Origin of the sequence: Nonomuraea wenchangensis (assembly GCF_900111685.1) — a bacterium.
GTDB classification, from domain to species: Bacteria; Actinomycetota; Actinomycetes; order Streptosporangiales; family Streptosporangiaceae; genus Nonomuraea; species Nonomuraea wenchangensis.
On the sequence record NZ_FOHX01000011.1, the window covers coordinates 66,589 to 81,958 of the forward strand.

General features: G+C 70.3%; 16 protein-coding genes. 9 read left to right on the plus strand and 7 right to left on the minus strand.

The features are described 5' to 3' along the window. Positions 1-59 precede the first annotated feature (59 nt). Positions 60-1,475, plus strand: coding sequence for a xylulokinase (locus BMW85_RS29655; protein WP_091087912.1), 1,416 nt, complete (start codon positions 60-62; stop codon positions 1,473-1,475). Positions 1,476-1,530: 55 nt separating this feature from the next. Here BMW85_RS29655 and BMW85_RS29660 read toward each other — a convergent pair whose 3' ends face one another. From BMW85_RS29660 to BMW85_RS29670, 3 genes are all read right to left on the minus strand, one after another. Continuing rightward, the gene (locus BMW85_RS29660) at positions 1,531-2,700 is read right to left on the minus strand and encodes a hypothetical protein (RefSeq protein ID WP_143082437.1); all 1,170 of its coding nucleotides are present in this window, start codon (positions 2,698-2,700) and stop codon (positions 1,531-1,533) included. Continuing rightward, positions 2,697-3,209, minus strand: coding sequence for a SigE family RNA polymerase sigma factor (locus BMW85_RS29665; protein ID WP_091087916.1), 513 nt, complete (start codon positions 3,207-3,209; stop codon positions 2,697-2,699). Before BMW85_RS29665 ends, BMW85_RS29660 begins: the two co-directional genes overlap by 4 nt. A gap of 61 nt (positions 3,210-3,270) precedes the next feature. Further along, positions 3,271-3,858 (minus strand): TetR/AcrR family transcriptional regulator, encoded by a 588-nt coding sequence (locus BMW85_RS29670; RefSeq protein WP_091087919.1) that lies wholly within the window; start codon positions 3,856-3,858, stop codon positions 3,271-3,273. A gap of 105 nt (positions 3,859-3,963) precedes the next feature. Between BMW85_RS29670 and BMW85_RS29675 the strand changes: the two genes are divergently transcribed. Continuing rightward, on the plus strand, positions 3,964-4,434 hold the full coding sequence (locus tag BMW85_RS29675) for a hypothetical protein (RefSeq protein ID WP_143082438.1): 471 nt from the start codon (positions 3,964-3,966) through the stop codon (positions 4,432-4,434). Beyond that, on the plus strand, positions 4,431-4,937 hold the full coding sequence (locus BMW85_RS29680) for a nitroreductase/quinone reductase family protein (RefSeq protein ID WP_218155974.1): 507 nt from the start codon (positions 4,431-4,433) through the stop codon (positions 4,935-4,937). The genes BMW85_RS29675 and BMW85_RS29680 overlap by 4 nt, the downstream gene beginning before the upstream one ends. Before the next feature lie 11 nt (positions 4,938-4,948). Here BMW85_RS29680 and BMW85_RS29685 read toward each other — a convergent pair whose 3' ends face one another. From BMW85_RS29685 to BMW85_RS29700, 4 genes are all read right to left on the minus strand, one after another. Further along, the gene (locus tag BMW85_RS29685) at positions 4,949-5,689 is read right to left on the minus strand and encodes a TNT domain-containing protein (RefSeq protein ID WP_177240947.1); all 741 of its coding nucleotides are present in this window, start codon (positions 5,687-5,689) and stop codon (positions 4,949-4,951) included. A 295-nt stretch (positions 5,690-5,984) separates the two neighbouring features. After that, positions 5,985-7,481 carry an arabinofuranosidase catalytic domain-containing protein gene (locus BMW85_RS29690; RefSeq protein WP_091087928.1) on the minus strand — a complete coding sequence of 499 codons (1,497 nt, stop codon included), beginning with the start codon at positions 7,479-7,481 and terminating at the stop codon, positions 5,985-5,987. A 184-nt stretch (positions 7,482-7,665) separates the two neighbouring features. Continuing rightward, on the minus strand, positions 7,666-8,787 hold the full coding sequence (locus tag BMW85_RS29695; protein WP_091087930.1) for an FAD-dependent monooxygenase: 1,122 nt from the start codon (positions 8,785-8,787) through the stop codon (positions 7,666-7,668). Positions 8,788-8,901: 114 nt separating this feature from the next. After that, positions 8,902-9,825, minus strand: coding sequence for a LysR substrate-binding domain-containing protein (locus tag BMW85_RS29700; RefSeq protein ID WP_091087933.1), 924 nt, complete (start codon positions 9,823-9,825; stop codon positions 8,902-8,904). Between the two features lie 138 nt (positions 9,826-9,963). Here BMW85_RS29700 and BMW85_RS29705 point away from each other — a divergent pair, with 138 nt between their 5' ends. The 6 genes from BMW85_RS29705 to BMW85_RS29730 are packed head-to-tail and all read left to right on the plus strand — an operon-like array spanning position 9,964 to position 15,370. Then, positions 9,964-10,905, plus strand: coding sequence for a VOC family protein (locus tag BMW85_RS29705; RefSeq protein WP_091087936.1), 942 nt, complete (start codon positions 9,964-9,966; stop codon positions 10,903-10,905). Positions 10,906-10,919: 14 nt separating this feature from the next. After that, complete coding sequence (locus BMW85_RS29710) at positions 10,920-12,308, plus strand: aromatic ring-hydroxylating oxygenase subunit alpha (protein ID WP_091087937.1); 1,389 nt, start codon at positions 10,920-10,922, stop codon at positions 12,306-12,308. Beyond that, the gene (locus BMW85_RS29715; protein ID WP_091087940.1) at positions 12,305-12,814 is read left to right on the plus strand and encodes an aromatic-ring-hydroxylating dioxygenase subunit beta; all 510 of its coding nucleotides are present in this window, start codon (positions 12,305-12,307) and stop codon (positions 12,812-12,814) included. Before BMW85_RS29710 ends, BMW85_RS29715 begins: the two co-directional genes overlap by 4 nt. Beyond that, complete coding sequence (locus BMW85_RS29720) at positions 12,811-13,014, plus strand: ferredoxin (protein WP_091087942.1); 204 nt, start codon at positions 12,811-12,813, stop codon at positions 13,012-13,014. The genes BMW85_RS29715 and BMW85_RS29720 overlap by 4 nt, the downstream gene beginning before the upstream one ends. Next, complete coding sequence (locus BMW85_RS29725; protein WP_091087945.1) at positions 13,014-14,201, plus strand: NAD(P)/FAD-dependent oxidoreductase; 1,188 nt, start codon at positions 13,014-13,016, stop codon at positions 14,199-14,201. Before BMW85_RS29720 ends, BMW85_RS29725 begins: the two co-directional genes overlap by 1 nt. A 20-nt stretch (positions 14,202-14,221) precedes the next feature. Next, on the plus strand, positions 14,222-15,370 hold the full coding sequence (locus BMW85_RS29730) for an alpha/beta hydrolase family protein (protein WP_091087948.1): 1,149 nt from the start codon (positions 14,222-14,224) through the stop codon (positions 15,368-15,370).

Consider the following 15,370-nt stretch of genomic DNA (forward strand, 5'->3'; position numbering starts at 1 on the left):
GGTTACCATTTCTCCCGTCTGAACCAGCTTGCGCTGGAACACGCGTTAGGAGTCCGTGGGTGACGCTGGTCGCTGGGGTCGATTCTTCGACGCAGAGTTGCAAGGTCGTCGTTCGTGACGCGGAGACGGGCGCGCTGGTCCGCGAGGGCCGCGCCCGGCATCCCGAGGGCACGGAGGTGCACCCGTCGCACTGGTGGGCGGCGCTGCTGGAGGCCCTGGAGGGCGCGGGCGGGCTCGACGGGGTCGCGGCCGTCAGCGTGGGCGGGCAACAGCACGGCATGGTCTGCCTGGACGAGTCCGGAAATGTCGTACGCGAGGCGCTGCTCTGGAACGACACCCGCTCCGCCCGGGCCGCCGCCGACCTCACCACCGAGCTGGGCGGCCCCCAGGCGTGGGCCGACGCGGTCGGCTCGGTGCCGGTGGCGTCGTTCACGATCACCAAGCTGCGGTGGCTGGCCGAGCACGAGCCCGACAACGCCCGCCGCACCGCCGCCGTGTGCCTGCCCCACGACTGGCTGACCTGGCGGCTGGCCGGCGCGCTCGCCTCCGGCGTCCCGTTCTCCCGCGAGGGCTGGGCGGACGCGCCGCTCGCGCCCCTCGACGCGCTCACCACCGACCGGGGCGACGCCTCCGGCACCGGCTACTGGTCGCCGTTCACCGGCTCCTACCGCACCGACCTGCTCAAGGCCGCCTTCGGCGGGACGCCGCTGCTGCCCAAGGTGCTCGGCCCCACAGGCCGGGCCTACGAAGGTGACGTCCTGCTCGCCCCCGGCACCGGCGACAACATGGCCGCCGCGCTCGGCGTGGGCGCCCGCCCCGGCGACGTCGTGGTCTCACTCGGCACCTCGGGCACCGCGTTCGCGGTCGCCGAACAGCCCAGCGCCGACCCGACGGGCGCGGTGGCGGGGTTCGCCGACGCGACGGGCCGCTTCCTGCCGCTGGTGTGCACCCTCAACGCCGCCCGCGTCCTCGACGCCGCCGCCCGCATCGCCGGCGTCGGCCTCGGCGAGCTCAGCGACCTCGCGCTCCAGGCCCCCGCAGGGGCCGGCGGGCTGACCCTGGTGCCCTATCTGGAGGGCGAACGCACCCCCAACCGCCCCACCGCCACCGGCTCGATCCACGGGCTGACGCTGGCCACCGCCACCCCCGCCCACCTGGCCCGCGCGGCCGTCGAGGGCATGCTGTGCGGCCTCGCCGACGCCCTCGACGCGCTGCGCACCCCGCCGGAACGGGTGCTCATGATCGGCGGCGCCGCCCGTTCCGAGGCCGTCCGGCGCATCGCGCCGACCGTCTTCGGCGTGCCCGTCACCGTGCCGCCCCCCGCCGAGTACGTCGCCGACGGAGCCGCCTACCAGGCGGCGACGCTGCTGACCACGCCCGAGTGGCGGGCGGAGGAGACGGCCACTTACTCCGGCGAGGCCGTCCCCGAGATCCGCGCCCGCTACGCCCGCGCCACCGAGCACATCCTCGACTGACGACGGCGCTCGCGCCCGCTCATCGGCCCGACCGACGACCCGACCGCCGGCCCGCTCATCGGCCCGCGGTCGGGGCGTGGGGCTCGCGCCAGAGCTCCCGGCCCGCGGCGTCGTACCCGACGACCTCGAACCCCTTCCTGTAGATGTCGCCGTCGCGCCCGTGCCTGCCCGCGAACAGCCGCACGCCGATCCCCCACGGATCCTTCCTGGCCGCCGCGGTCGCCTTCCGTCCGTCCGGGAAGACCAGCTCGACCTCGGTCGTACGCACGTCCGCCACGACGCCGAACCAGCGGCGCTCGTGCTCGTGCAGCAGCACCGGGATCCTCCGCCCGCCCAGGTCCCGCAGGAGGTCCTTGGCCCGTACGAGGTCGGCGGCCACCGGGTCCCCGTCCAGCCGCCAGATCAAGGTCCGGTCGGGTACGTCGAACACGTTGGCGCTCAGCCCGCCGCCCAGCCGCAGCACCGTGCCGACCGGCTCGGCCGTCGCCTCCGGCACCGTCAGCGGCGTGTGCGCCGCCGTGGCCACCGTCATGCCCCGCGCGTCGGTGAACTCGAAGCCCGTCACCCGCGTCGAGGCGGGCAGGGTGACCGTCCAGATGGCGCGGGGCGCGCCCTTGGGACGCCTGATCTGCCCGGGCGTCCTGTCGCCCGCGGCCGAGACGGCCCTCACCCCGGTGACCCGGTCGCCGGCCGTGCCGTAGTACAGCGTCTTCTCGGGCGGCGGCCACGTCTCCGTCGCCCCTTCCAGTGACGCGTTCCCGTCGACCGGCCTGGCGTTGCAGGAGGACATCGACCCGCCCGTCCTGACCCGGTACAGCCGGCAGAAGGCGAGCGCGCCGTCGGAGCGCCGCGCGTACCAGAGCTCCACGGCCCCGCCGAGCGCCGGGTCGTCCTCGACCAGCCGGTCGCCCAGCGGCGGCTTGCCCGCCAGCCCGACCTCGACGTCGGGTGGCGGCACGGACACGTCGACGCCGGCGGACGGCACGGGCTGGAGCACGCCGGTGGCCACGTCCCCGCCACCGCCGCCCAGCCCCATCGTCCCGACGGCCACGACCGCCGCCGCGCCACCCGCCACCGCCAACATCCGCATCCGGTCCCGCCGCCTGCCCCGCGACCGCGCCACGACCCGCCCGGGCAGCCCGGCCGGCGACTGCGGCGCGTCCTCGGCCGCGTGCCGGAGCGTGCTCCGCAACAAGCCCTCCACCCGCTCGTCCTCCGTCATCATGAAACGCCCTCCTCGCTCTTGCGGCGGTCGTCTGACAGGGCGGAACGCAGCTTGCCGAGGCCCAGGGAGGCGTGGCTGCGCACGGTCCCGCGCGAGATCCCGAGCACCCGGGCGATCTCCTCGTCCGCCAGGTCCTCGTAGTAGCGCAGGACGAGCACGGCCCGTTGCTTGCGCGGCAGCCCCTTCAGCGCCTCCCACAACCCCTGCTCCGCCTCGGACGGCAACAGGTCGTGGCGTACGTCGCCGGGCCCGCCGGGCAACTCCCCGAACAGGTGCTCCCGCCTGCGCCGCCGCCAGACGCTGATGTGCAGCCTGGCCATGATCGTGCGGGTGTACGCCTCGGGGTCCTGCTTGCGCCGTACGCGGGGCCACGCCCGATGCAACCGGATCAACGCCTCCTGCGTCAGATCGGCCGCGTCGTGGGCGTTGCCGCTGAGCACGTAGCCGTACCGCAGCAACGCGTCAGCCCGGTCCGCCACGAAGCTCTCGAACCTGGAGTCATCCTCCAAGATCCAACCTTTCCTCGTTCCGTCCCCCTGTAGACGGACCGAGGCCCCGAACTGTTGAACCTCAGCCGGTCGCTCCCGAGGCGCGGAGTGCCGCCAGCGCCTCCGTGACGTAGTCGGGCAGCGGTCGTACCCGCCCGTCGAGGTGCCACTGCTCCAGGGAGCCGAAGTAGACGCCGAACCAGTAGGCGCGGGCGGTGACCCGCGCGGCCGTGGCCGTCATGCCCTCGGCACGCAGGAGGTCCGCCAGACCTCGGCTGCCTTCTTCGAGGGCGGCGTACACGGCCGCGCGTACGGGCGGCTCCTCCAGGACGTAGCGCATGCCGCGCCAGGCTTGTCCCGTTCGGCCGGCGTCCGGGCCGGAGCGCTCGGCGATGAGGGTGACGAGCCGCTGGAACGACCCGGGAATGTCGTGCACGTCGAGGTAGCGCCCCACCTCGGCGAGGTCCGTGGACGCGTACGGGTCGGTCGTGAACAGCCCTTCCTTGGAGCCGAAATAGCGGTAGAAGGTGCGCGGCGAGACACCTGCCGCCGCGGCGATCTGATCCACCGTGACCTGCTGGTAGCCGTGCTCGTCGAAGAGGTCCATCGCGGTGTCGATGATGTGGTGCACCGCCGACTGCCGGTTCCGTGCGCGCAGGGGCATCGCCATGGCTTCAGCGTAGCCCTCGTGTCAGTTTGGCAGTCTCTGCCATATTGACAGTCATTGCCAGCGGTGAGATGGTCGCCACACCAGTCGTCGAGGGAGGTGGCGGGCATGCCCCCACACGCAGTGGCCGGCCATCTGGTGATCGTCCTTGCGCCGCTCACGGCCCTGCTGGCCTTGATCTACGCCTGGCGTCCCACGTCCCGCAGCGGCACGCGTCTGCCCCTGGTGGTGCTCGCCGCACTCGATCTGGCGCTCGCGGTCTGGGCCGAGCAGGCCGGCTCGACGCTGTACGAAGAGTTGCTTGCGAGCGCGAAGGACGCCGGGCACGAGTTGCCGCCCACGGTCCTCAGGCACGCCCACCTGGGCGACGCCTTGACCGTCTGCTCGTTCGCGCTCCTGGCGACGGCGCTCGTGGTCGTCTGGCGGGTGCTCGCCCCGGGGCGCGGGCGCGGCACAGGGGCGGTCGTCGCCTCCTGCGTGCTGACCGCCGCCGTCGTCGGGGTGTGGTGGTTCACCGGGGCGGCCCTGGTCGAAGCGCTGCACGCGGTGTGGGCCCAGCACCCGCTGTGGCGGCCATGACCCCGCCAGGGAGCGGCGCCCACGGCGGGCCGCTGTACGCGCTGAAGCGCCTGATGTACCGCCACGGGCGCCCCGGCCGGCTGGCGCGGGCGATGAACCGGCTGGACATCCTGCAGTTCGCCGCCGGCCGGCTCTCGCCCCGCAGCGCCGCGGTCCTGGAGGTACGCGGCCGGGCCAGCGGCCGGACGATCTCCGTACCCGTCGCCGTGGCGGATGTCGGCGGGCGGGATCACCTGGTCTCGATGCTGGGAGAGGAGGCGAACTGGGTGCGCAACGTCCGCGCCGCCGGCGGCGACGCGGTGCTGCGCCGCTCCGGCGGCGGCGAACGCGTGCACCTCGAAGAGGTCGTGCCGGAGCTCCGCGCCCCGATCCTGCGCCGTTATCTGGAGCTCGCCCCGGGCGCCCGCCCGCACATCCCCGTCGACCGTCGCGCCCCCGAGCAGGCCTTCGCCGCCGTCGCCCCCTCCTATCCAGTGTTCCTCATCCGGTACGTGGAGCGTTGATCACAGCCGGTTCACTTGACGGTGGTCACGAGGTCGGCGGACGCGAACGGATTGATCTCCTGCAGGAACCCGTTGGTCAACAGCACGCTCACCGGCACCTCGTCGTTCGTCTGCGGGAACCCGGGGACGAGTCTGCTGATCACGTGGTACTGCGTGCCGCCGCCCGGCATCTGGAACGCGGGAGCGGCCGGGCCCACCTCGACGCCGAACGACTTGAGCACCTCGAACGCGTGATAGTTGCACAGGTTCATGGGAGCCATGGAGTTGGTGTTCAGGTTCCGCGGCGGCAGCCCCCGCCGGATGAACAGGTCGCCGATCGGCGCCAGGAACGCGCCCGCGTTGCTGCCGAACCGGTCGAGCCTCATGCCGGGCTGCAGGATGGTCGTCTTGAGCAGCAGCCGGCCGTTCGGGAAGTTGCCGGAACGGCCGAAGCCGGAGTCGGGCGGGAAACGGTAGTTGTTCTGGGCGTAGTCCCAGTAGCGCGAGAGGAAGTGCTGCGGGGAGAGGCCGCCCAGTGGCACGTAGCCGTGCAGGAGCGCCCCCAAGTAGCCGGTTCTCGGCAGGATGGTCGGCCCGAGGTCGGGGTCGCCGGTGATGTAAGGGGGGCCGCAGATCCGCTTGCCGGCCACAGGGACGGTGGCTGTCCGCGCCGGCTTGTCCTTGCTCGGAGTCGGCGTGCCGAGCTCCGACTGCTGGACGAGCCGGGTCTCGGGCTGGACGGCGCTCTCGCCGTACGCGGTCGCGCCGCCCATGGCGCTCAATATCGTGCAAATCGCGGCAGCCAGCATGGCGCCCGGTCGGTTGTACGGCATGACTTTCCCGTCGATCCTGAATGGCGAACGAATAAGAATTGATCACGGGCGAATGGACGACCAAGCGCCACATATAGTGATCGACTCCTACATTCCCGCCATCATCGGAATCGCAATCTCGGGCAGTCTAAGAGAAAGGCAAAGATCGAAAGCTAAATAGCCACATGAGGCCATTTATATTCGATGTCGGATATAGGCACTATTGAAGGCATTTGTGGAGACTCCGGGCCGGGCCCTACGGGGCGATCGACCAGAGCTGGCAGGTGTTGTTGAGCCACATCCACAACCGGGCCGGCGTGCCGTTCGCCGTGCCGCAGTTCTGGTTGTCGAGCACCATGCCGCTGTTCTCCACCACGAGCTCGTACCGGCCGTTGCCCGCGGGGACGACCGCCCACTGCTGGCAGGTGTTGCCGAGCGACTGCCACAGGTTGACGGCCGTGCCGAGGGCCAGCCCGCAGTTGACCGCGTCGAGCACCTTTCCGGCGTTCACGTTGGTGATCGTCCACTTGTTCGCGCCGACGCTGTTGAAGCGCCACTGCTGGCAGGTGTTGCCGAGCGCCTGCCACTGGTCGATCTGGGTGCCGTTGGCCGTGCCGCAGTTGACCGCGTCGAGCACCTTGCCACTGGCGAGGTTCGTGAGCCGGTAGGTGGCTCCGTTCACGGGGAAGGTGACGCTCTTGCCGTAGCCGACGGAGACGATGTTGGCCTGTACGGCGTTCTCCGTGGCGTCGCTCGGATAGCCGCTGGTCATGACGCCCTCGAAGAACGATCCGACGGAGCCGTTGCTGTTGTCGCCGCCGATGCCGAGGATGATCGCGCCCTGCTTGGTCATCGGGCGGTAGCCCGCCTGGGTGGGCAGCGGTCCGTCGTACCGCGTCGCCAGGCCGCCGGACTGCGCGTTGCCGTCCTTGATGGCGTACGTCGAGGTGCCGTTGTTCTTCAGCATCGCCGTCACGAACGCGGAGTTGCGTCCGGTGTTCGCGGTCCAGGAGCCGTTGCCGCCGGCGAACAGCCCGTTCTCCAGGTCGGCCGCGACGCGCGGTCCGCCCGCGCACGGCGAGAACCAGCAGAGCGTGCCGAAGTAGATCGCGTCCATGTCGCCGTTGCCGGTGTCCATGTTGTTCGTCTCGGCGTTGCCGTAGTCGAAGCAGCACCGGTCGTTGACGTGCGTGCCCTCGGTCACCATGTACATGCCCTCGGGCTGGCTGCCGGTGGCGACGCCGTTCGTCGCGTTGTTGCGGTAGCCGTTGCCCGCGGACATGTAGATGCCGTAGACCTTGTGGCCGCCCGCCGTCACGGGCAGGGCCGCCGCGTTCGCGCCCTGGTCGGCCGTGGGGTTGGCGCCGCCGCCCGGAGCGATCGTGAGGTCGTTGTGGCGCGAGGTCTGGTCGTAGATGCGGACGATCGTGCAGTACGTGCCCGAGCAGAAGGAGTCCTGGGTGGCGGCGTTCGCGTAACCGCCGGCGCTGAGCACGCCGATGTTGGCCGTCGCGCCGTCGGACCAGCGCCGCACCTGGTAGAGCGGCCCGTTGTAGGAGCCGAAGAGGGCGCGGGTGGTGCTGTGGGCGGCGACGCACGGCGTGCCGCCGCTCGCGTAGATGTCGCAGGACGAGGTCCCGGCCGCCTGTGCCGTGCCCGGTGACACGGCGACCAGCGTGGTGACGACGAGCGCCGCGAAGGAGGCGACGGTGAGTGCCGTTCGCCGCCAATGACGCGGAGACCATAAACCCATGGTGTGCCTTTCTTGTACGGCGAGGCAGCGCGGTGCCAGGCGGTGACCTTTGGGGGGAAGGGTGCATTGTTAGCGCTAACATTTTTTAGCCGTATGCGTTTCTATGACAAATGCACTTTGCCCGGGTTTCCGCTGTGTTTCGACCAAAGTGTCATCGCCTATGCGGCGACTGTCAATACCGCCGTCAGATCGCCGCCGCCAGCGCGCCGTGCGTACGTCCGAGCAGGCCGGGCACTTCCGTCTGCTGCCCGGCCTGCTCGAGCCGGGCGACCCTCCTGGACGCCTCGACGACCAGTGCGGCGCGGTCGTGCCGGCGCCTGCCGAAGGCGTCAAGGGCCTCCAGGACGTCCGGAGTCCGGGCAAGTTCCTCGGCGAGCACGACGGCGTCCTCGACGGCGAGCGCCGCACCGCTCACGAGCTGCGGTGACGGCGTGTGGGCGGCGTCCCCTACCAGGACCACCCGGCCGGCGTTCCAGGGGAGTTCGGCGAGGACGGTGTTCACGGCGCGCCTGACGACGTCCTCCGGCTTCCTGATCGACTCCCGCACCTCGGCGACCCGGCCGCCGAACGGACGCAGGCGCTCGCGCATCCTGTCGGCGAGCTCGTCGTCGGGCAGGACGTCGGGGGTGGGAAGGTTCTCGGTGAGGAAACAGTAGGCGTACGCGGCCGAGATCGGGATCAGCCCGGCGTTGTCCCCCGGACCGAAGAAGGTGAAGAGGCGATCGGCCCAGGCCGGTCTGGGAACGACCGCCCGCCACACCATCTGACCGGTGTAGGCCGGCGTCACGTCGATGCCCAGGAGCTCGCGGGTCTTCGAGCCGGCACCGTCGGCGACGACCACCAGGTCGACGTCGCGGGTGGTGCCGTCGCTGAGTACGGCGGTCACGGACGTGCCGTTCTCCACCGTCTGCGCAACCGTCAGAGCCGTCCGGAGCACGGCGCCGTGCGAGGCGGCCGAGTCCCGCAGCACCCGGGTGAGCTCGCTCCGGGCGATGCCCGCCTGGGCGGGACGCCCGGGTCCGAGCAGACCGGGGAGCTCCACCTCGGCGATCAGGTTGCCGTCGCTGTCGCAGTTCGCGATCGTCGTGATCCCGTACCCCAGGTCGATGAGCCTGTCGGCCAGGCCGAGGGTGTCGAGCGCGCGAAGGGCCGGGCCTGTGAGGCTGAGGCCCCAGCCCGTGACCGCCCAGTCCTCGCGGATCTCCACCAGTTCGACGGAGTGGCCGCCCTGGCGCAGGGCGATCGCCGCGGTGAGGCCGCCGATCCCCCCACCGACGACGAGAACACGGGAGGGGTCGGCACTCATGGGTCGCTCCTTCGTCAGGCCTGGCGCAGGGATGACGCTAGGAAGGGCGGTCCGCCGATGTCCAACAATCTGTGGTGATCTGATGGATTGACCAGGTCAATGGGCCGAGCGGGGTCAGCCGGTCGCCTCGCTCCCGAAGTCCGCCGCCAGGTTGACGATCGCCCGGCGGAGCCAGCGGTTGCCCGCATCGGTATCGGTCCGCCTCGTCCACCCCATGATCTCCGTGATCGGCTGCAGCCTCGGGATCGGCGGATCGAGCAGCCGGATGCCGGCGGCGTCCTCGAACCGCTTCGCCAGAGTCTCGTGGACGAGCGTGATGAGGCGGGTGCCGCGGAGGAGGAACGGCGCCATGCCGAAGCCGACCGTGATCTCGATGTTGCGCGGCACGCCGAGGAAGTCCAGTTGCATCTCCTGGAGGGAACGCTGGTGCCCCGACGCCGCCGCGACGTAGGGCAGGGTGCTGAACTGCTCGATCGTGATCGTCTCCCCGACCTCCGGATGGTCCCGGTCGACCGCGACGACGTAGCGATCCCGGTAGAGGTGCTGGTAGGGGAAGTCGATGCGTTCCTCGATGGCCTCCCTCGGCATGAGGAGGAGGTCCACCTCGTGCTTACGCAGGCGAGCGGGCGCGTCGTCGCCCGTCGGGAAGATGCGCAGGCGGACGCCGGGCGCCTCCGTCGACAAGCGGGCGATCAGCGGCTGCAGGAACGTCATCGTCAGGTAGTCGTTCGCGATCAGGGTGAAGGTCCGCTCGGCGGTCGCCGGATCGAACTGGTCCCTCCGCGTGAGGACGCTCTCGACGCCGGTCATCAGGTCGTGGACCGGCTGGGCGAGTGACTCCGCCAGCGGGGTCGCCACCAGGGTCCGGCCCTCGCGGACCAGGATCGGGTCGTTGAAGAGCTTGCGCAGGCGGGCCAGCGTCGAGCTCATGGCGGACTGCCCGATCGACAGGCGCTGCGCGGCCTTGGTCACGCTCCGCTCGGTCATCAGCATGTCGAAGGCGAGGAGCAGGTTCAGGTCGACGTTGCGCAGGTCCATGGAAGAAACCTATCGATCCCGTCAATGCAGACCATTGCCAGATATTGTTTGTGACCATTGATTGACATCACTAGGTTCCCCTCCAAGCAGAGCGTGACCCCAGTCACGGGACTCTACGTTCGCCGGGAGGAGCAATCAGTGACGGCCAAGCCGCTCATCACCCACCTGAGACACGTCGGCATCGCCATGCCGGACCTCGACCGCCAGTTGGCGTTCTACCGCGACCTGTGGGGCCTCACTCCGGTCGCCGACGACACCGGTGTCCACTTCCTGGCCGCCGAGGGGTCGCCCGAGCAGTACGTCGTCCGGCTCCGCAAGGACGACCAGAAGCGGCTCGACCTGGTCTCCTTCGGGGCCGCGTCGGTCGAGGACGTCCACACGCTCTGCGAGCGGCTCCGTACGGCGGGGGTCCGGATCATCTCCGAGCCGGACGACGTCGACACCCCCGGCGGCGGCTACGGCTTCCGCTTCTTCGACTGCGACGGCCGCGTGATCGAGGTCTCCACCGACGTGGCGACCCGCGCCTTCCGCAGGATCGAGGAGCACGAGTCGATCCCCGTGCGGCTGTCGCACTTCGTGATCAACTCCGCGAACCCGGAGCAGACCGTCGCCTGGTACGTCGAGCACCTCGGCTTCAGGCTCTCCGACAGCCTGTGCATGGGCGACCGCGGCGAGTTCATGTGGTTCCTGCGCTGCAACGACTGGCACCACTCGCTCGCCGTGTCGCGTGGCCCGCACCACGCCGTCAACCACATCTCGTTCGAGCTGCGCGGCCTCGACGAGTACATGCGCGGCACCGGGCGGCTGCTGCGGGCCGGCGTCCAGAAGATCTGGGGGCCGGGCCGTCACAAGGCCGGCGACAACACGTACTCGTACTTCTTCGACAAGGCCGGCAACACCGTCGAGTACACGACCGAACTCCAACTCGTGGACTGGGACGAGTGGCATCCGTCCGTCTTCGACGTCTTCAAGCCCGACTTCATCGACCAGTGGGGCACCTCGAACCCGATGAACGAGTTCGTCTCGAAGTGGATGCACAACGACCCGGACCGCGGCCTGTTCGTCGCGCCTCCGCTCTGAGAGGGAGACAGCCCATGACTTCAGGAGAGTACAGGTCGGAGGCGTTCGCCACCCCGGTGGACGCCCTGCTCGACCGGGTCGAGCAGAGCATGCGCAACGACCTGGTGCCGGCCGAGATCTTCAACAACGAAGAGCTCTTCCGCGCGGAGATGGAGCGCGTCTTCACGCGCGTGTGGGTGTTCGTGGCCCACGAGTCCGAGATTCCCGGCGCGGGAGACTTCGTCCAGCGTCGCATCGGGGTCGACCCGGTCATCGTCACCCGCGACGGTGAGGGCGACATCCACGTCCTGTCCAACTACTGCCGGCACCGCGGTTCGCAGGTGTGCCAGACCGACAGCGGGAACTCACGTTTCTTCACCTGCCCCTACCACGGCTGGACGTACGCCAACGACGGCAGGCTCATCGGCACCCCGATGATGCAGCGCGCCTACGGCGAGCCACTCGACCCGAACCTGTGGAGCCTGAAGAAGGCGCCGAAGGTGCAGTCCTACAACGGCTTCGTCTTCGCCTCGCTCTCCGACGACGTCCCGCCGCTGGAGGAGTGGCTGTCGGGGGGCGCCTCGTGGATGCTCGACCTGATCCTGAACCTGGCGCCCGGCGGCATGCGCGTCGCCGGCCCGCCCGAGCGCTACATCGTGCACGGCGACTGGAAGACCGCCGCGGAGAACTTCGCCGGCGACGTCTACCACCTGCCGACCCTGCACTTCAGCATCCAGGAGGTCGAGCTGATCCAGAGCATCCAGTTCACCTGCGACATCTCCGGCACCTACGAGTTCGCCAACGGCCACACCTTCATCGGTCACCACTGGACCGAGGCGATCGGCCCGTTCTTCACCTACGGAGGCTACGGAGCCGTTCCCGGCTACGTGGAGAACTTCGACCTGAGCGGCTACGACGAGACCCAGAAGTGGGTCGCCGAGCACATGCCCCCGACGGTGGGCACGATCTTCCCCAACCTCTCCTTCATCCGGATCTTCTCGCCGCTCCCGGACGGGCCGCCGGGCGTGTTCACGAGCTTCCGCCAGTGGCAGCCGATCGCCCCCGGCAAGATCGAGCTGTGGAACTGGCAGTTCGTCTGGAACTTCCAGGACGAGGAGTCCGCCCGGCGTGACTACGTCGGCGGCCAGTACTGCTTCGGCTCGGCCGGCCTCTTCGAGCAGGACGACACGGTCGCGTGGGAAGGCGTCCAGCGCGCCGCCGCCAGCCCGTGGATGCGCAAGGAAGGGCTGGAGTTCAACTACCAGCAGGGGCAGAAGTCGCCGCTCGATCTCCGGCCCGATCCGGACTGGAAGGGGCCGGGCGTCCACCGGAAGACGACGTACGGCGAGTATCCCCAGTTCAACTTCTTGCGGCAGTGGCTCGCCACCATGCGGGAGAACGCGCCGAAGGGAACGAGCCGATGAGCCTGGCCGTGGACCCCGCCACCTACACCCTCGCCGCCCAGTTCCTCGCACTTGAGGCGCGGCTCCTCGACGAGGGCCGTGAGGAGGAGTGGCTGGAGCTGCTGGACGACGACCTGCTGTACACGGTGCCGTCCCGTCAGGCGGCGTTGCCCCGGTCGGCGGAGATCAACCGCGACGCCTGGCGCGTCCGTGACACCAAGGCGCACATCGTCACCCGCGTCAGGCGCGGCGACCAGGGGCACGCCTACTCCGAGGTGCCGCCCTCACGCACCTCCCGCCTGGTCGGCTCGATCCTGGTCGAGCCGACCGATCAGGCGGACGTGATCGCGGTCCGCTCGACGCTGCTGGTGTACCGCCAGCGCGGCATCGACGTGCACTTCGACCTCATCCCCGCGCGGCGCGCCGACCTGCTCAGGCTGACGGCCGACGGACCGCGGCTGCTGCGCCGCGAGGTCGTCCTCACCGAGACCACGCTCAAGACCCCGAACCTGGGAGTGTTCCTGTGACGCGGAAGGTCGTCGTCGACAACACCCTGTGCCGCAACTACGGGATCTGCGCCGGCATCCAGCCGGAGATCTTCGTGATCCCGCCGGGCAGCCCGTTCCCGGTCATCGGACGCGAGATCGTCGAGGACGACGATCTCGAGGAGGTCAGGGAGGCGGCCCGCTCCTGCCCTGCCCAGGCGATCACGATCGTGGAGTCCTGATGGCCCGCTTCCCGACCGGGGCCGTCATCGTCGGCGGGAGCGCCGCGGGTCTGGCCGCCGCGGACGGCCTGCGTGAGGGCGGCTACGCCGGCTCGATCATCGTCCTCGACGAGGAGGCGGACCCCGGCTTCGACCGGCCGATGCTCTCCAAGGCGCTCATCGGCGAGGCGGCCGGGACCGGGCCCAACCGGCTGCGCGGCCCCGAACAGCTCGCCGGCAAGGACATCACGGTCCTCGGTTACCACCGGGCCATGGGACTCGACGTCGACCGCCGGTTGGTGGTGACGAACTGGGGCGAGGCGATCCCCTGGGAACACCTCGTCATCGCGACGGGCGTGGACGGGATCCGGCTGAGGACGACGGCCGGCAACGCTCTGCCGGCGTTGCGCAACCGCGATGATCTCGGCCGCGTCCGCCGGTTGTTCGACTCCGGGCGGCCCGTCACCTGCGTCGGCGCCGGCTTCGTCGGTCTCGAGGTCGCGGCGGGACTGCGCGGTCGAGGCGTGGACATCACCCTGATCAGCGACGGGGAGCTGCCGCTTGAGCCCTGCCTGGGCCGGGACGTCGCGGGCTGGCTCGTCGGCCTGCATCGCGCGCACGGCGTGAGGTTCGAGCTCGGGACCGCCGTCACGTCGGTCGAGGAGGCCGGCGACGGCTACCTCGTCGGCCTCGGCGACGGCCGGCGGCTCCCCGCCGAGACGGTGCTCGCCGCGGTCGGCACCACTCCGAACACCGACTGGCTGCTGGGCTCGGGCGTCGAACTCTCGCGCGGCGTCCTCGTGGACGCGGCCGGACGCTCGAACGTGCCCGGCGTGTGGGCCGCCGGCGACGTGGCGACCACCGTCGAGGCCGGGACCGGCGCTCACCACCGTTTCGAGCACTGGACGCACGCCGTCGAACAAGGCCGCCACGTCGGCCTGAACATCGCCCGCGGCCAGGCCGCGCCTTTCGAGGGCGTGCCGTACTTCTGGACCGAGGGCTACGGCCACACCCTGCACGTCCTCGGCACGCATCGGCCCGGCGACCAGGTGACCGTCGTCGAAGGCAGCCTTGAGGCGGGCGCGTTCGTCGCCGTCCACGCCGACGGCGACGACCTGCACGCCGTCAGCATCAGCGGACACCCGGCCGCGATCCGTACGTACAAGAAGCTGCTCAAAGCCGGTGCGGGGCATGCGGCGCGGTCCTGACACCCCTATCGAGGTCTGACATGTTTCGCTACTTCCCGACCAACTACGTCTGGAGTCTGTCGGCCAGCATCGCCATGAACTGCGGCGGCCAGATCGGCGAGGTGGACCGCATCAGCGCTCCGCTCGCCGGCATCGCCGAGGGCGGCGACGACGCGGGCACCGAGAAGTTCTTCTGGTCCTGGGTGGAGTTCGCCGACACCCTCGTCTCCCGGGCCGAACAGGAGCTGGCCGACGGGCACCCGCTGTCGGCCGGACCGCTCTTCCACCGGGCCTCGGTGTACTACTTCGTCGCCGAGCGGATGCAGAGCCACGACTTCGAGCCCCGCAAGGAGGCGTACCGCAAGTCGGTCGAGGCGATGAAGCGGGCGATCGTGCACAACCGGTATCGCGCCGAGTACGTCGAGGTCCCGTACGGGGAGGTCTCGTTCCCCGCCATCTTCACCTGGCCGGAGGGCGAGCCCCCCGAGGGCGGCCGGCCGGTGATGGTGTTCTGCAACGGGCTGGACTCCACGAAGGAGCTGCTCTACACCTGCGGGCTGCCGGCCGAGCTGGCCCGGCGCGGCATCGCGACCCTCTGCGTCGACCAGCCGGGGACGGGCGCCTCGCTGCGGGAGCGCGGCCTGCGCGCCGTCCACGACAGCGAGCGCTGGGCCGGGGCCGCCGTGGACTACCTGGAATCGCGCCCGGACGTGAATCCCCTGCGCGTCGGCATGAGCGGCATCTCCCTGGGTGGCTACTACGCTCCCCGGGCCGCCGCCTTCGACAAGCGCTTCAAGCTGTGCGCCGTCTGGGGGGCGAACTACAACTGGGGCGAGCTGCAGAAACGCCGGCTGCAGCGGGAGGGTGAGAACCCCGTGCCGCACTACTGGGGGCACGTCCAATGGGTGTTCGGCCGGAACAGCCTGGAGGAGTTCATGGCGTTCGCCCCGAGGATGACCCTTGAGGGCGTCGTCGAGCAGATCACCGTGCCGTTCCTCGTCACCCACGGTGAGGACGACCGCCAGATCCCCATGGAATTCGCGATCCCGCAGTACGAGAACGCGATCAACAGCCCTGACCGGCACTGGAAGCTTTTCACGAAGGCAGAGGGAGGGTCGTCCCATGCGGGCGCCGACAACGAGACCGTGCCGGCCAACTACATCGCCGACTGGGTCGCGGACCGGCTCTGA